Genomic DNA, 17,728 nt, shown 5'->3' with positions numbered 1-17,728 from the left:
AAGAAAATTATAAAATAATGCTCTTCACCAGGTGAAAATTCTGAGTCCTCGAAAATTCTCATTTTAGCAGGTCGTGTCAGACTCACATCCGTGTTCGGCTTCACTCAATTTTGCATCCATGCAAAATTGACCTGCTCCATTCGAATTTTCTCGGGAATTTTCAATGGTTCATCACATTATTTTTATAAATTTTCTTTTATGAAGATCAAACAACCTTCGAGTTTTCATTCGTTTTATTTTTGAATTCCAATAATATATCGAGAACTATCAGATCTTGGGCATTACGTATGAAAAAAAATAAGAGAAGGAACAAAGGGGGAAAAGAAATGGAAAAAGTATATATAGTAGGAGCAAAAAGGACAGCAATAGGAAGTTTTGGAGGGACATTAAAAGATAAAAAAGCAGCAGAATTAGGAGCAGAAGCAATAAAAGCGGCATTAGAACAAGCAGGAGTAGCGCCAGAACAAGTAGATCACACAGTAGCAGGAAACGTATTAATGGCAGGACAAGGAATGGGACCAGCAAGACAAGCAGCGATATATGCAGGAATACCAGTAGAAAAACCAGCATACACAGTACATATGGTATGTGGAAGTGGAATGAAAGCAATAATGTTAGCAGCAAATGAAATAAAATTAGGAAATGCAGAAATAGTAGTAGCAGCAGGAATGGAAAGCATGTCAAACGCACCGATGTTACTACCAGCAAAAGCAAGATTTGGACTAAAATTTGGAAATATAGAAATGATAGATCACATGGTATATGATGGATTAACAGACGTATTCAATCAATATCACATGGGAATAACAGCAGAAAACTTAGTAGAAAAATATGGATTAACAAGAGAAGAACAAGATGAATTTGCAGCAATCAGTCAGCAAAGAGCAGAAAAAGCGATAAAAGAAGGGAAATTCAAAGACGAAATAGTACCAATAGAAATAAAAACAAGAAAAGAAACAAAAATATTTGACACAGACGAATATCCCAGATTTGGAACAACAAAAGAAACATTAGCGAAACTCAGACCAGCATTCAAAAAAGATGGGACAGTAACAGCAGGGAACTCATCAGGGATAAACGATGGAGCAAGTGCGATGATACTTGCATCAGAAAGTGCAGTAAAAAAATATGGACTAAAACCATTAGCAGAAATAATAGCATATGAACAAGGAGGAGTAGATCCAAGTATAATGGGAATAGGACCAGTAGCAGCGATAACAAACTTAGTAGAAAAAAAAGGAATAAAATTAGAACAAATGGAACTATTAGAATTAAACGAAGCATTTGCAGCACAATCAATAGCAGTAATAAAAGAACTCAGTGAAAAATATGGAGTAACAAAAGAATGGTTTATGGAAAGGACAAATGTAAATGGAGGAGCAATAGCATTAGGACATCCAATAGGAGCATCAGGAAACAGAATAACAGTAACATTATTATATGAAATGAAAAAGAGAAATTTAGAATATGGATTAGCATCATTATGTATTGGTGGAGGTATGGGTACTGCTATTGTTATTAAAAACATTTAACACATAAAAATAATATTTTTTGAGTGCATTTAAATACTTAATCATTAATTAAAATTAGAAAAAATTAAAAATATTCCAGAACTCTTTAAGGGTTCTGGAATATTTTTATAAAATAAATTTTTTCACAAGTATTGAAATTTCATAAAAAATATGATATCATATGACATGTTATTTGTATCTTTATTTATAATAAAATTTAATTAATAATGTTAATTTTAATAATATAGGAGGGATAGGTATGAATTTAAAAAACGCAAAAATAATGGCAGGTGTAGGAGCAATTTTAGAATTAGCTGGGCATTTTGGTTTAATAGGTTTTATATTAGAACTTATAGGAATATATAAAATTAGCGAAACAGTAAAAGATAAAAGAATATTCAACTATATTCTATGGCCAGGGATAATAATATTTATAATTTATATAGGAGGGTTTTTAATATTTACAGGATCATTTTTTTACTCATCACCAAATATGATGTTTAACAATGATGAATTTTTTTATGAAACTGGTCATCGATTTCCAAATATGTTTTTGATGTTTATAGGTTTTATAGTTTCTTTAATACTTCCAATAATTTATCAAATAAAGGCTTACACATTATTAGGTGATTATTTTGGAAATGATTATTTTTATAAATCAGCAAAATTTCTAAAATGGGGTTTAATTCTTTCAATAATTATAGTGGGATTATTATTAATTTTTATAGCTGAGATTTTTAAGATTATAGGATATTTTACCTTACCAGACGAATATAAATTAGAAAAAGAAGGAGAAGAAGAATGGAGAGTTAAAAATTACTGAATATTAATTCTTTTTTTCTATTATTAAAAAATATATGAAACATTTATGATGAAGATTTTAGTATTATTAGTTAATGTTAAAAAAATAAAAAATAACTTGACAAATTAGAAATTTTTTATTATAATGGAAATAGGAAACTTGATGGGGGATGGGTTATGTTTTATTATATTATAAAACTAAAACTACAAACCAATAAAAATTTAATATTATTAAAAATAGACAGCGAGGCCTAAAGAGGTCTCGTTGTTTTTATTAATTAATATATCAAGTGATATATTAATTTTCAATATTAGTGATAAAAATTTTTCATTAGAATAATAATCCATACAGAGATAATGAGGTGAAATTATGAGATTAAAATTAATTTTCAATTTAAAATCAAATGAAATCCCTAAAGACTATAGACGTATATTTATGAGTTTTATAAAAAAAACACTGGAAAGCTATGATAAAAGCATATTTGAAGAGTACTTTAGAAATAAAGATCCCATATTAAAGGATTATACATTTTCAGTGTATTTTGGGAAATGTAAATTTGAAGAAAATATAAAAATTGAAAATGAAAATATATCAATGTTTTTATCAACCTCATCCTATAAAACAGGAATACATTTTTACAATGCTTTTATTAATATGAAATACAAAGAATTTCCGATAAAAAATAATATTTTGAAATTAAATAATATTATTAAATTACCAGAAAAAAATATATATAAAAATGAAATAATAATAAAAACATTATCTCCAATAGTTATTAGAGAACATAATAAAGAAAAAGATAAATATTATTATTTTGATGAGGAAAATGCTATAGATATTCTAAAAAATAACATTAAATATCAATATAGCAAATTGTTCAAAAGTGAAAATGGAGAATTAGATATTAAAGTATTAGATTTTAAAAAAACAACAATATTAAATTATAGTAAAAAAATTAAAAGTAATTTAGGTATTTTAAAAATACATGGAGATAAAAAAATATTAGACTTTGTATATAAATCTGGGATTGGTAGTAAAAGAAGTTCAGGGTTTGGAATGGTAGATATAATTTAGGGGTGATAAAATGGATAAATTGAAAGAAAATTATATAACTTTAAGATTATCAGATTGGTTATATAATGCCGGAATAGTAGGATTGATTAATATATTAGGTGAAGATAATGTTAGGTATAGAACATATGAAGAAAATCTAGATATGGAATATGATGAAATAGAAATTAAAATTGAAGCTTTTGAAAACTTCGAAGAAAAATATTTTGATTATTTTATTAATACCTATAAGAATTTAAATTGGCATCAATTGATTTCATATAAAGAAATAATAGAACAAAAAATAGAACAAAATCAGTTTTCAAAAGAAGATATAGAAATAATAAATAAAATAATAAAGTCTTTTAAAGATAATCTCAAAAAAGCCAGTTTTAAAAGTGCATATAACTTAATATATAAAGAAATAAATAATTTTAATTTTTTGGAGGAAATAAAAAAAATAAAAAGGATGAGTAAATTGTCAACCCCTGATGAAATAAGAGATAATTTATTAATATTAAAAAATATTCTTGATTTCTTAGAAAAGCCTGTTTCAAAGAAATATATTGCAGCAAAAAATGCTATGTATTCTGTTATTAGAAATGCTTGGGATGGAGTGAGTTTTTTAAATCCTCAAACAAAAGAAAAAGATATGTATGTTGATTATAAAAAATACTTTTTAGAACCATTCTTAGAGTATTTAAAATTAGAAAATGATGAAATAAAAAAATATAAATACACATGTTTTTCTTGTAATAGACCAATGAAAAAACTGGAAACAAATATGTCTTTTTTAAAAAATATTGGCTTTGATGATGCGAGAAAACCGTCTAATGTATGGAATTTTATTAATGATACATATATATGCCCGATTTGTAAATTGGTTTATTCATGTATTCCAGCAGGATTTACTTATGTGTATGATAAGGGGCTTTTTGTTAATTTGAATCATTCAGTTGAAGATATTTATAATATAAACAAAAGAGTAATGATGGAAACCTACAATGATTCAATTAAGGAATATGATAAATATATGTTTTCATATAAAACATTATTAAGTAGTATATATGAAAACTTAAATAAAACAACAAAATATGAATATTCTGATATTCAAATAGTTAAGTTGGAAAATGAAAAATATTATTTTAATATATTATCGAAAAAGATTTTATTAGTGTTAAAAGAGTCATCAAAATTGTTGAATGAATTAATAAATAATTACTATTATCCAACTAAAAAAGGAGATTATAAAGATAAAGTAATGTTGTATGAGGAGGCTATTTTTAGAATAACAAATAATATAGAGTTATATGATTTAATAAATGATCTTTTAAGAATAAAACTTTCTGATAAAACAAATGGATATTATTCAATAAGAACTATAAATAACTTAATTAAAATAAATTTAAATTATTTAAGCGAGGTGAAAGATATGAAAGATTTTAATGAAAGTGAAGTTAAACAGGCTAATTATTATGGATATTTAATGAGACAGTATTATTTATCTAAAGGTAGCGAACACAAACTTTCTGGTATTTCATACAAGTTATTAAATGCATTAAAAGTAAATAATAAAGATAGCTTTATGGATACATTATTGAATTGTTATTTATATGTTGATAAGCCAGTTCCAAAAATAATTATAGAAGCCTTAGATAATAACGACATTTTCAAAAGTGTAGGATATGCCTATATAGCTGGATTATTTGGAGAATATAAGAAAGGGGATGAAAATAATGGATAAAAAAGGATTAACATTAACAATAATTTTTGAAGCTGAAAGTGCAAATTTTGGGGAAGGATTAGGTAATGTTACAACACTAAAAAAATTATCAAGGGATGGCAAACAACAGACCTATATATCCAGGCAAGCAATTAGATATAATATTGTTAATCAATTGGGGTACGAATTATCTCCGGTAGTAGCTGAGGGAAGTGGAGATAAAAAAGTTATACAATTTGATCCTGAAGCAACAATAGATAAATATCCTGAAATAGATTTTTTTGGATATATGAAAACGAAAAAAGGAGAAGGAAGTTTAACTAGAGATGCAAAAGTTAGAATATCACATGCTATATCTTTGGAAGATTTTAAGGGAGATCTTGATTTTTTAACAAATAAAGGACTAGCTGATAGATTGAATGAAAATATGAATATAGCTCAATCAGAAATACATAGATCATATTACAGATATACGATAAATATAGATTTAGACGAAATAGGTGTTGATAAAAATGAAGATATTGAAATACCTAATGAAGAAAAATCTAAAAGAGTTCAAAAGTTATTAGACACTATAGCCTTTTTATATAGGGATATTAAAGGAAGAAGAGAAGATTTAAAACCATTATTCGCAATTGGGGGAGTTTATGATATTAAAAATCCATTCTTTCAGAATTTGGTTGAAGTAGGAAATAATAAAATTAAAGTTGAACCATTGTTAGCAATGTTAGAATATCAAGAGGTAAAAGAAAATACAATATGCGGTATTGTTGATGGGAAATTTGACAATGAGAATGAGATTAAAGAAAAACTTAATGCAATTTCTATTCCAAAATTATTTGAAAATTTAAAAGAAAAGGTAAGGGAGTATTATGAAGGCAATTAAGATAAAAATAGAACAAGAAACTGCCAATTATAGGATTCCTACAAGTTTTGGATTGAGGGAGACATATCCTCTTCCTCCTTATTCTACTGTGATAGGTATGATTCACAAGCTATGTGATTTTAAAGAATATAAAGAAATGCAAGTAAGTATTGCAGGTGAATATTATTCAAAAGTTAATGATTTATATACTAGATATGAATTTAAACCTGAAATGAAATTTGAAAGAGGAAGACATCAATTGATGGTAAAAGGATATGGAATAACTCAAGGAATAGGTACAACAGAAATGCTTATAGATGTCAAGTTAATGGTACACATAGTACCAAAAGATGAGAATTTGATTGAAACAATAGAAAAATCATTAAAGTATCCAAGAGAATATCCTTCTTTAGGAAGAAGAGAAGATATTGCTATTATTAGAGAAGTTAAAGTTGTTGAATGTGAAGAAAAAGAATTAGAAGAAGATATTTATACAGATTTTTCCTATTATATACCAATAAAAAAATATAAAAATATAGAATTTCAAAATTATACAGAAGGAGTAAAATATGTAGGAACCAAATATATCCTAAATAAAAATTATGTTTTAGAAAATATAGGAAATAATAAAAATAAGAAATTTATAAGAAAATGGAATAAAATAGAGGTATTATATGCATCTAATCCAATTTTTTATATGTATGAAAAATATATTATAGATGAAGAAGGAGACGTATTATTATTAGCTTGAGGTGAATTTATGATTTTTTTAGCAAAATCCAATCCTCCAGAAACAATACAAGAACATACTGATAATTTAATTGAACAATTGAATAGTTTAAAAGCATTATATAATGAAAAAATTCCTGTTAATTGGGATTTGTTAAAATATGCATGTGTATATCATGATTTAGGAAAAATAAATCCAGATTTTCAAGAAAAATTAAAAAAGGGAAAGAGGAATGATAATGAAATTCCTCATTCTCTTTTAAGTTTATTATTTTTGAATCCAAGAGAATTAAAAAAGAAATTTACAGAAGATGAGATAAAGTTGTTATATCAAATTATCGCATATCATCATGAAAGAGATTATAGTAATTATGATTTAAATATGATTAATAATAAAATAGCAGAAATAAATTCTTTAGTAAAGTTTTTTGATTATTCTAAAATAAGTAAGGAAATAAAATTGAATAAAATTAGTGCAAGATATTTTGTTCTTAGGAAAAGAATATATAAAGAAAACAAACACTTCAAAGACTATGTTTTATTAAAAGGATTATTAAATAAAATTGATTATGCAGCTAGTGCTCATATACCCGTAGAAATTTCAAATAACTTTTTATTAAGCAATATGGAAAAGCTTGGATATCAGTGGAATGATTTACAAAAATATATGATCGAAAATAGAGATAATAATGTTATAGCAATAGCTCAAACAGGTATGGGGAAAACTGAAGCAGGATTATTGTGGATAGGAAATAATAAAGGATTTTATACTTTGCCTTTAAAAGTAGCCATTAATGCTATATATGATAGAATCACTAAAAAAATATTAAAAGATAAAAATACAGAAAATGTTGGTATTTTGCATTCGGATACTTATTCTGAATATTTAAAAAGAGAAGAAAGTATAGAAGAGGTTGATTATTATTTTACTAAAACAAAACAATTATCATTACCCTTAACGATAACAACTTTAGATCAATTATTTAATATTGTCTATGGCTATAAAGGGTTTGAACTTAAAGTAGCAACAATGTCTTATTCAAAAATAATTCTTGATGAAATTCAAATGTATTCGCCTGACTTACTTGCTTACCTAATATTGGGTTTAAAAATAATTACAAAATTTGGAGGGAAATTTTCAATTTTAACAGCAACCTTTCCAAAATTTTTATTAAAAGAGTTTAAAGATGTTGGTATAAATAATTTTATTATCTCTGAAAAACCATTTATTAATAATGATATAAGGCATAGTTTGAAAGTTATTGATGATAATATTGAGGCAAAATATATTATAGAAAAATATAATAAAAATAGAATTTTAGTTATATGTAATACAATAAATCAAGCACAAAGGATATATAATGATCTAATAGATTTAGGAGTTAATTTTGATGAAGTTAATTTACTTCATTCAAAGTTTATTAAAAAAGATAGATCAAATAAGGAGAAAGAAATATTTAATTTAGGTAATAATTATAATAAAAAGGGCATATGGATAAGTACTCAAATTGTTGAAGCTTCATTAGATATAGATTTTGATATATTGTTTACTGAATTATCAGATATAAATGGATTATTTCAAAGAATGGGAAGAGTATATAGAAGAAGAATTTGGGATAAAGATGGATATAATGTTTATGTGTTTACTGATAATTGTTCTGGAGTAGGTAAGGTTATTTATAAAGATATTTTTGAATTATCAAAAAAATCATTATTAAATATAAATGGCCCTTTATCAGAAGAGAAAAAGTTGGGGATAATAGATGAAGTATATGATTATGAAAATATAAAGAACACGGTATATTATAATAAATTGAAAGACAATATGGAATTTGTGAAAACATATAATCCTTATGAATTAGAAAAAAATGAAGTATCAAAAATATTTAGAGATATAGATTCTGTATTAGTTATTCCTAAAGATGTTTATAATGAAAATGAAGAATATATAAATGAACTACTGAAAAAATATAATGAAAAAAATATTTCTAGAAAGGAGAAATATAAGATTAAAGATGAAATTTTAAATTATACTGCTTCTATACGATGCAATGAATTAAATAATATAAAAGAGATAAAAATTAATAAATATGAAAAGTTGGTTATTCATAATTGCGAGTATTCAAAAGAATTAGGAATAACATATAGTAAAGAGGAAAATAAAGAGTTTAATAACTTTTTCTAGGAGTAGAAATGATTTCAGGAGTAGAATTTTATTATTATTTTATTTGTAAAAGGAAATTGTGGTTTTATACCCATGGAATTTCATTGGAGAATGAAAATGAAGATGTAAAAATAGGAAAATATATAGAAGAGAATTATTATAAAAATTCTCAAAAAAATATTATGATAAATGATGAAATCAATATAGACCTTATTAGAGATAAAAAAGTTATACATGAGATAAAAAAATCACGTTCATTTGAAGAAGCTAGTATTTGGCAATTGAAATATTATATATATTATTTAAATATGTATGGTGTTGATGTGAAAGAGGGAATTATAGATTATCCAAATTTAAGAAAAAGAATAAAAGTTGTGTATGAAGAGAAAGATAAAAAATTTATAGAAAAAATTATTAATGAAATAAATATAATAAAAAATTCTAAAAAGATACCAGAAAAAAATTTAAAAACTAGTATTTGTAAAAAATGTGCATTTTGTGAGTTTTGCTATATATAAATTATGAAGAAAACTATATATATATTTTCAAGCGGGACATTACAAAGAAAGGATAATAGTTTAATACTAATAAATAAAAATGGGAAGTCTTATATTCCTATAGAAGTTGTTGATGATATATATGTTTTTGGTGAGATTACATTAAATAGTAAGCTGTTAAATTTTTTATCTCAAAAAAATATATTAGTTCATTTTTATAATTATTATGGTTATTATTCAGGAACTTATATTCCTAAAGAAAATAAAATTTCTGGAAATATTTTAGTTAAGCAAGTAGAACATTATTTAAACCATGAGAAAAGATTATACATAGCAAAAAAAATCATAGAAGCAGCTTCATTTAATATATTTAGAAATTTAAGATACTATAATTCTAGAAAAGAAAATATTGAAACTTATATTAATGAAATAAATTATTTAAGAAATAAAATAAGCGAACAAAAGGATATTTCTCAATTGATGGGAATAGAAGGAAATATTAGAGAAGTTTATTATTCTTCATGGGATAATATAGTTGATTTTTCTTTTGAAAAAAGAACCAAAAGGCCGCCAGAAAATATTGTTAATACACTAATATCTTTTATTAATTCGATAATATATACAACAACAATATCTGAAATTTATAAAACATATTTAAACCCTTCCATAAGTTATTTGCATGAGCCAGGAGAGAGAAGATTTTCATTAAGTTTAGATATATCAGAAATATTTAAACCGTTAATAGGAGATAGATTGATATTTTTATTATTAAATAAAAAAATTATTACTGAAAAAGATTTCGAAAAAGATTTAAATGGATTATATCTAAAAGATAAAGCAAGAAAAAAAATACTTGAAATGTATGACGAAAGATTAAAAAAAACTATAATGCACAAAACCTTGCATAAAAAAGTATCGTATAGATATCTAATAAGATTAGAATGTTATAAGTTAATAAAGCATTTATTAGAAGAAAAAAGTTATGAAGGGTTTACTTTATGGTGGTGAGAAAATATGTATATATTATTAGTTTATGATATCAAATTTGATGAAGATGGTGTTGGAGAAAAAATTTTACCAAAGGTATTTAAAATTTGCAAAAAGTATTTATATCATATACAAAATTCTGTTTTTGAGGGAGAATTAACGAAATCAGAAATATATAAATTAAGATACGAATTAGAAAATATTATTAGAAAAGATTTAGATTCGATAATAGTTTTTGAAAGTCGTAATGAAAGATGGTTAAACAAGGAATTTTGGGGAGTTGAAGAAGATAAAACTTCAAATTTTTTATGATTGTCGATGTATAGTTTTAAAAAGAATATATATGTTCGACAAAGTTTTAATATACCATGAATAAAATAGTATATGATATTGATATATTTAAAAGGAATTTTTTCAAGTAACTAAATATATATAGACGATTGATGAATTTGAAAAGTACTAATAATAAATATTATAAATATAATGAGTTTTTAATCATCCATATTGGAATGTAAATTTAGATGCTTTAACAGGTATTATTGAAGATGTACAAGTTTTTAATCATCCATATTGGAATGTAAATGAAATAAAATATATTAGAATTAAAACTGGTGGTAACGTTTTTAATCATCCATATTGGAATGTAAATATTCAAAAAATTGTTGAAGAAGACGGCTATAATAGGTTTTTAATCATCCATATTGGAATGTAAATCCTGTTAAGGCACTAAAAGTTATTTGTTTTGTTGCAGGTTTTTAATCATCCATATTGGAATGTAAATGAAAAAGCTCAAGCTTTACTTGAAAAAGCTAACGCTGTTTTTAATCATCCATATTGGAATGTAAATCAAATTTTTGAAAATGAACCGAACACAAAAACTTATAGTTTTTAATCATCCATATTGGAATGTAAATAATGGATTAGTTTATACTTTGGATAATAATAAAAGAGTTTTTAATCATCCATATTGGAATGTAAATTAATGAGTTAAGAATGGCGATAAAATATGGTGTAAAGTTTTTAATCATCCATATTGGAATGTAAATAATCCAATACCAGCTAATAACATTGGATTTTGCATAGTTTTTAATCATCCATATTGGAATGTAAATTTCATAAAAGAAGACGAAAAGAAAAAAGAATTTATAGTTTTTAATCATCCATATTGGAATGTAAATAAGATTATACAACATATCAGAAAAAGAATTTACTGCGTTTTTAATCATCCATATTGGAATGTAAATATGTATATTAAGTGTCTCGAATCTTCTAATAATGAAGTTTTTAATCATCCATATTGGAATGTAAATTTAAAAGGTGATAAAAGAAAAAAAGTTAATACTTATGTTTTTAATCATCCATATTGGAATGTAAATAATAATGTTCCATTTGTAATGGTTAAACCTGTTATAGTTTTTAATCATCCATATTGGAATGTAAATCTTTTAGATATGCTTAAATTTGATGAAGCATTAGGGTTTTTAATCATCCATATTGGAATGTAAATTTTAAATTAGCTGGAATTCTTTTAATAAAAAATCCAGTTTTTAATCATCCATATTGGAATGTAAATGAAAAGAATAAACTGTCTTTTATATCATATTGATTTGTTTTTAATCATCCATATTGGAATGTAAATTATAAAAAAGATGGAAAACTTATATTCCCTGTTGGGTTTTTAATCATCCATATTGGAATGTAAATTTTAAAATGCTTATTAATGATGAGATTGATAAAAGAGTTTTTAATCATCCATATTGGAATGTAAATGATGACTCTTCAATAACAAAATTATTAGGAGCAGTTGTTTTTAATCATCCATATTGGAATGTAAATTTTATAAAAGAAGATGAGAAAAAACAAGAATTTATAAGTTTTTAATCATCCATATTGGAATGTAAATAATGATTTATATCGTAAAATTAAAATATTGGCTATGTTTTTAATCATCCATATTGGAATGTAAATAGTAATTGATAAGATGATTGAGAAGAAAATGAAAAGTTTTTAATCATCCATATTGGAATGTAAATTTGTATTGGAATTAAAGCCATAAGAGTCATACCTCCGTTTTTAATCATCCATATTGGAATGTAAATGAATTTTTAAAATATAATCGTAATGGTAATATACAGAGTTTTTAATCATCCATATTGGAATGTAAATAAATTTCGCATATATTCTCTTGCTATTATTCTTTTTGTTTTTAATCATCCATATTGGAATGTAAATTTAGAATTATCACATTCACATGATAGCGTAGTTTATGTTTTTAATCATCCATATTGGAATGTAAATAACAGCCGTTAAAACTGCTGTGGAAAGTTTAGACACGTTTTTAATCATCCATATTGGAATGTAAATCTTTACTAATGAATCTTCAACGAGTTTTTTGTAAATGTTTTTAATCATCCATATTGGAATGTAAATTACATTCGTTCAAAATTTTCAATTCTCAAATTGTTCGTTTTTAATCATCCATATTGGAATGTAAATGATAATATTATTTCAAGATATGCAAAAGATGTAGGGTTTTTAATCATCCATATTGGAATGTAAATAGCGTAACATGGGTTGGTGAAGGTGCAGCTATTTCCGTTTTTAATCATCCATATTGGAATGTAAATATTATAATTAGTTTCTTATATCCAAATCAAAAAAGGGTTTTTAATCATCCATATTGGAATGTAAATTCGTTTGTAGTTTCGTAAAATTCTTCAAGATTAATAGTTTTTAATCATCCATATTGGAATGTAAATCCAGTAAAAAAAGCAAAACTAATAAAATTTGAAAATGTTTTTAATCATCCATATTGGAATGTAAATTTAAATTCTTTTGATAAACTTGAGGAAAATACTGAAGTTTTTAATCATCCATATTGGAATGTAAATAAAGCACAGAAGAAGCGGCAGAATAATGCCGCTTTCGTTTTTAATCATCCATATTGGAATGTAAATCGTATAACTGGATTATTAAATGCTGGGGATATTGAAGTTTTTAATCATCCATATTGGAATGTAAATATACCACCGAGTGCATTAAAAACCAAATACGGAATAGTTTTTAATCATCCATATTGGAATGTAAATGATATTTCATCTTCATTTTGAGAAGGAGGATTCATAGTTTTTAATCATCCATATTGGAATGTAAATACTCATAAGAAAATACCAAAATACACCACCTCTTTGTTTTTAATCATCCATATTGGAATGTAAATTACCTAATGCAAGATAAAATGCTAATCCTGAAGCGGGTTTTTAATCATCCATATTGGAATGTAAATTTGGTATAGCAACATCGTTATTATCTAATTATTTAAGTTTTTAATCATCCATATTGGAATGTAAATTTTCTAAAGCGCTTGCGGTTCTTGTAATAATTTCGTGTTTTTAATCATCCATATTGGAATGTAAATAAAAAAGTTTTGTTTTTTTATGGTTGGCCATCTTCAAGTTTTTAATCATCCATATTGGAATGTAAATACAGGAGTAATAGCTTATTGGACTGAATCATTATCAGTTTTTAATCATCCATATTGGAATGTAAATGGCTTAGAAAAGAAATTGATAGAAATTAGTTCTCACGTTTTTAATCATCCATATTGGAATGTAAATAATTTAAAATAAAGCGATTTAAGAGGTTTAATTTTGTTTTTAATCATCCATATTGGAATGTAAATCATCATATTTTGGATATTGTTCTGCAACAATTTCTTGTTTTTAATCATCCATATTGGAATGTAAATTCAATCAATTGTATCGGTTATATTTGTGTTGCTTAAAGTTTTTAATCATCCATATTGGAATGTAAATTTTTTCTTCAAAGAATTAATTTTATACACTGATGAAGTTTTTAATCATCCATATTGGAATGTAAATATACCTACAAAAAAACTAATTAATTCATTCATCATGTTTTTAATCATCCATATTGGAATGTAAATGAAGTAGGTGGAATGTTAGACCAAAAAGCTAAATATGTTTTTAATCATCCATATTGGAATGTAAATATTCATCTGCATCACCTCTGAAGTATCTTGTATAAGTTTTTAATCATCCATATTGGAATGTAAATATTAATTATGAAAAATACAGAAATGAAGCTTTAAAACGTTTTTAATCATCCATATTGGAATGTAAATGTTATTTTAACTAATCACGCCACGGATGAAATAATAGTTTTTAATCATCCATATTGGAATGTAAATTTCAGTTGTTTTTTCTGGCGCGGTTTCATTTTTTTCGTTTTTAATCATCCATATTGGAATGTAAATCTCCTTCTATCATTTCAACATCTGTATTTATATTGAGTTTTTAATCATCCATATTGGAATGTAAATAAATATGTTATGATAGATGGGAAAGCTTATACTGAGGTTTTTAATCATCCATATTGGAATGTAAATGTTTTCGGGTCTTGCATTAAAACATATGTTTCCATTGTTTTTAATCATCCATATTGGAATGTAAATAAAATCCTTTATTTTCTAATTCTTTTAACAAACGTCGTTTTTAATCATCCATATTGGAATGTAAATATCTGTTCTTTTCACATAACATTTTGCACCAACTAAGTTTTTAATCATCCATATTGGAATGTAAATATGCTTTTTTTAATTGTTGCCATTAATCCAACTCCGGTTTTTAATCATCCATATTGGAATGTAAATGAGAAATATGGATTTGCAAATATACATGATTTTACAGTTTTTAATCATCCATATTGGAATGTAAATAATTACAGCAATTGTATAGTTGCGGGATTTCTGAAGTTTTTAATCATCCATATTGGAATGTAAATGTTTAGCAGGAGCTTTCGGCAGTTTATTTGTAGCAAGTTTTTAATCATCCATATTGGAATGTAAATTCATAACTTTCAAAATCTTCAACGTTTAATGTTTCGGTTTTTAATCATCCATATTGGAATGTAAATCAAATCGTTGCAGTTGGCACTATAGATTTTACGGGGTTTTTAATCATCCATATTGGAATGTAAATAGACTAAGGCTTTAATTGCATTTGTTATGGGTCAAGGTTTTTAATCATCCATATTGGAATGTAAATAGCAAACCGTTACCTTGTTTTGAGGGATATGACATTGTTTTTAATCATCCATATTGGAATGTAAATTAATGTTACTTCTGAGTTTGTGGCGGTTCTTCCTGTGTTTTTAATCATCCATATTGGAATGTAAATTTTTTAATCGTGCTTGAAATATTAGCAAAAATTTTAGTTTTTAATCATCCATATTGGAATGTAAATATTATAAACGGGATAACTTTCTATTAAAAAGTAGTCGTTTTTAATCATCCATATTGGAATGTAAATGAATTTAATTTCCGTTTCGGTTGTTTCTGGTTCATGTTTTTAATCATCCATATTGGAATGTAAATGCAAGCAAACCAGCAAGCAAACCAACCAAAAATAAAGTTTTTAATCATCCATATTGGAATGTAAATAATTCTTTTTTTACCTCTTCAAATTTTTTAATCGGTGTTTTTAATCATCCATATTGGAATGTAAATAAATCAATACCATAAAATTTAGCGTCATAATTTTCTGGTTTTTAATCATCCATATTGGAATGTAAATATTCCTGAAAATGCTTTAATCTTTGCAGACCCACCATGTTTTTAATCATCCATATTGGAATGTAAATACAGGACTTTTATTTTATTTAGCATTAGGAAAAGCAGTTTTTAATCATCCATATTGGAATGTAAATCCTGTCCCTATCATTCTATCTCCATGTTCAGTATAGTTTTTAATCATCCATATTGGAATGTAAATAAAATATTTGCTAATTCATTTAATAATTCAAGATTGGTTTTTAATCATCCATATTGGAATGTAAATGTTGTTGTATAACTCACATCTTTTATCACATTTCCAGTTTTTAATCATCCATATTGGAATGTAAATAAAAACACCGAAAGAGGCGAAAAAGGATTTGGAAGCGTTTTTAATCATCCATATTGGAATGTAAATCTCATTCTCATTCATTACCAAGCGATACAGGAACAGGGTTTTTAATCATCCATATTGGAATGTAAATAGTGCATTGCAAAATAAATATAACATATCAAAAATGGTTTTTAATCATCCATATTGGAATGTAAATTTAAGTGAAAATCCAGAAAAAAGAATGAATTCTTTAGTTTTTAATCATCCATATTGGAATGTAAATTCGTATTTCATAGCAAGATAAGACAATGCTTCTTGGTTTTTAATCATCCATATTGGAATGTAAATAACACAAATTATACATTAGCAGTAAAATATAAACAAGGTTTTTAATCATCCATATTGGAATGTAAATTACGGATAACCATTGAATGTTATATTTTCAGAAGAAGTTTTTAATCATCCATATTGGAATGTAAATCAATAACGGGTGTTGCTAACTGGTAAATAAATTCGTGTTTTTAATCATCCATATTGGAATGTAAATTTTGGTGAATTACCAGATTTAGAAGATGAAAAATTTGTTTTTAATCATCCATATTGGAATGTAAATATTGTTTAATTTTAGTCTTTGGGCTTTATGAGCTACGTTTTTAATCATCCATATTGGAATGTAAATATCCGAATTAACGCTTGTAACTACTTTACAAGATAGTTTTTAATCATCCATATTGGAATGTAAATTCTCATGTTATCACCCATTCATATATTTTGGTCTTCGTTTTTAATCATCCATATTGGAATGTAAATGTAGCAGTTGCGGAACAAACAGGTTCAACAATCGAGTTTTTAATCATCCATATTGGAATGTAAATGATTTAGAAGATGAAAAATTTGATGATATGCCAGAGTTTTTAATCATCCATATTGGAATGTAAATGCAGGTGGTATCCCTGATTATAAAGACGAAAACGGCGTTTTTAATCATCCATATTGGAATGTAAATGATAACTCTATTTTTTCTTTGAATTCATTTAATTTTGTTTTTAATCATCCATATTGGAATGTAAATTTTTTCTTTTTCTGTCTTTAATAATCTTCCAGCTAAGTTTTTAATCATCCATATTGGAATGTAAATGATTTAAATCTTGATTTATTTGATGTAATTACCGTAGTTTTTAATCATCCATATTGGAATGTAAATACGTTATTCAACCACTCTTGAACTTTATTAACTGTAGTTTTTAATCATCCATATTGGAATGTAAATTATTATTTTTATATAAGGAGCGTGATATAAGATGAAGTTTTTAATCATCCATATTGGAATGTAAATGCTATTGGTGGAGCTTTAAGCGGAATTTTATCCAGGTTTTTAATCATCCATATTGGAATGTAAATGACAAATTAAAGAAATATAACTCACTGTAAATTGGGGTTTTTAATCATCCATATTGGAATGTAAATTAAATAATTCATCTTTAAATTTTTTTA

10 protein-coding genes and 1 CRISPR repeat array (1 of these 11 cut by a window edge) are annotated in these 17,728 nt (G+C 25.1%); all 10 genes read left to right on the top strand.

What is annotated here, in order from left to right; genetic code table 11:
• The first annotated feature begins 326 nt into the window (after nucleotides 1-326).
• Nucleotides 327-1,532: an acetyl-CoA C-acetyltransferase gene (locus JRV97_RS01845; protein WP_280999699.1), complete on the top strand. Its 1,206-nt coding sequence runs from the start codon at nucleotides 327-329 to the stop codon at nucleotides 1,530-1,532.
• A gap of 238 nt (nucleotides 1,533-1,770) precedes the next feature.
• Nucleotides 1,771-2,334, top strand: coding sequence for a DUF996 domain-containing protein (locus JRV97_RS01840; protein WP_280999698.1), 564 nt, complete (start codon nucleotides 1,771-1,773; stop codon nucleotides 2,332-2,334).
• Between the two features lie 348 nt (nucleotides 2,335-2,682).
• Nucleotides 2,683-3,387 carry a CRISPR-associated endoribonuclease Cas6 gene (cas6, locus tag JRV97_RS01835; protein WP_280999697.1) on the top strand — a complete coding sequence of 235 codons (705 nt, stop codon included), beginning with the start codon at nucleotides 2,683-2,685 and terminating at the stop codon, nucleotides 3,385-3,387.
• Nucleotides 3,388-3,397: 10 nt separating this feature from the next.
• Nucleotides 3,398-5,107: a type I-B CRISPR-associated protein Cas8b1/Cst1 gene (gene cas8a1 / locus JRV97_RS01830; RefSeq protein WP_280999696.1), complete on the top strand. Its 1,710-nt coding sequence runs from the start codon at nucleotides 3,398-3,400 to the stop codon at nucleotides 5,105-5,107.
• Nucleotides 5,100-5,972: a type I-B CRISPR-associated protein Cas7/Cst2/DevR gene (gene cas7i / locus JRV97_RS01825; RefSeq protein WP_280999695.1), complete on the top strand. Its 873-nt coding sequence runs from the start codon at nucleotides 5,100-5,102 to the stop codon at nucleotides 5,970-5,972. Before cas8a1 ends, cas7i begins: the two co-directional genes overlap by 8 nt.
• Nucleotides 5,959-6,702 (top strand): type I-B CRISPR-associated protein Cas5b, encoded by a 744-nt coding sequence (gene cas5b / locus JRV97_RS01820; protein ID WP_280999694.1) that lies wholly within the window; start codon nucleotides 5,959-5,961, stop codon nucleotides 6,700-6,702. Before cas7i ends, cas5b begins: the two co-directional genes overlap by 14 nt.
• Before the next feature lie 9 nt (nucleotides 6,703-6,711).
• Complete coding sequence (gene cas3, locus JRV97_RS01815) at nucleotides 6,712-8,865, top strand: CRISPR-associated helicase Cas3' (protein ID WP_280999693.1); 2,154 nt, start codon at nucleotides 6,712-6,714, stop codon at nucleotides 8,863-8,865.
• An 8-nt stretch (nucleotides 8,866-8,873) separates the two neighbouring features.
• Entirely contained in the window at nucleotides 8,874-9,362 is a 489-nt protein-coding gene (cas4, locus tag JRV97_RS01810) for a CRISPR-associated protein Cas4 (RefSeq protein ID WP_280999692.1), read from the top strand.
• 3 nt (nucleotides 9,363-9,365) lie between these two features.
• The gene (cas1b, locus tag JRV97_RS01805; protein WP_280999691.1) at nucleotides 9,366-10,349 is read left to right on the top strand and encodes a type I-B CRISPR-associated endonuclease Cas1b; all 984 of its coding nucleotides are present in this window, start codon (nucleotides 9,366-9,368) and stop codon (nucleotides 10,347-10,349) included.
• 6 nt (nucleotides 10,350-10,355) lie between these two features.
• The gene (gene cas2 / locus JRV97_RS01800) at nucleotides 10,356-10,640 is read left to right on the top strand and encodes a CRISPR-associated endonuclease Cas2 (RefSeq protein WP_280999690.1); all 285 of its coding nucleotides are present in this window, start codon (nucleotides 10,356-10,358) and stop codon (nucleotides 10,638-10,640) included.
• Nucleotides 10,641-10,815: 175 nt separating this feature from the next.
• Nucleotides 10,816-17,728: a CRISPR direct-repeat array (repeat unit 30 nt; unit sequence GTTTTTAATCATCCATATTGGAATGTAAAT) (it continues 1,363 nt past the right edge of the window).

This window comes from Marinitoga aeolica (genome assembly GCF_029910535.1).
Classification (GTDB): domain Bacteria; phylum Thermotogota; class Thermotogae; order Petrotogales; family Petrotogaceae; genus Marinitoga; species Marinitoga aeolica.
Note: the sequence above shows the minus strand (reverse complement) of the source record. Positions and strands in the feature narration are given on the sequence as shown.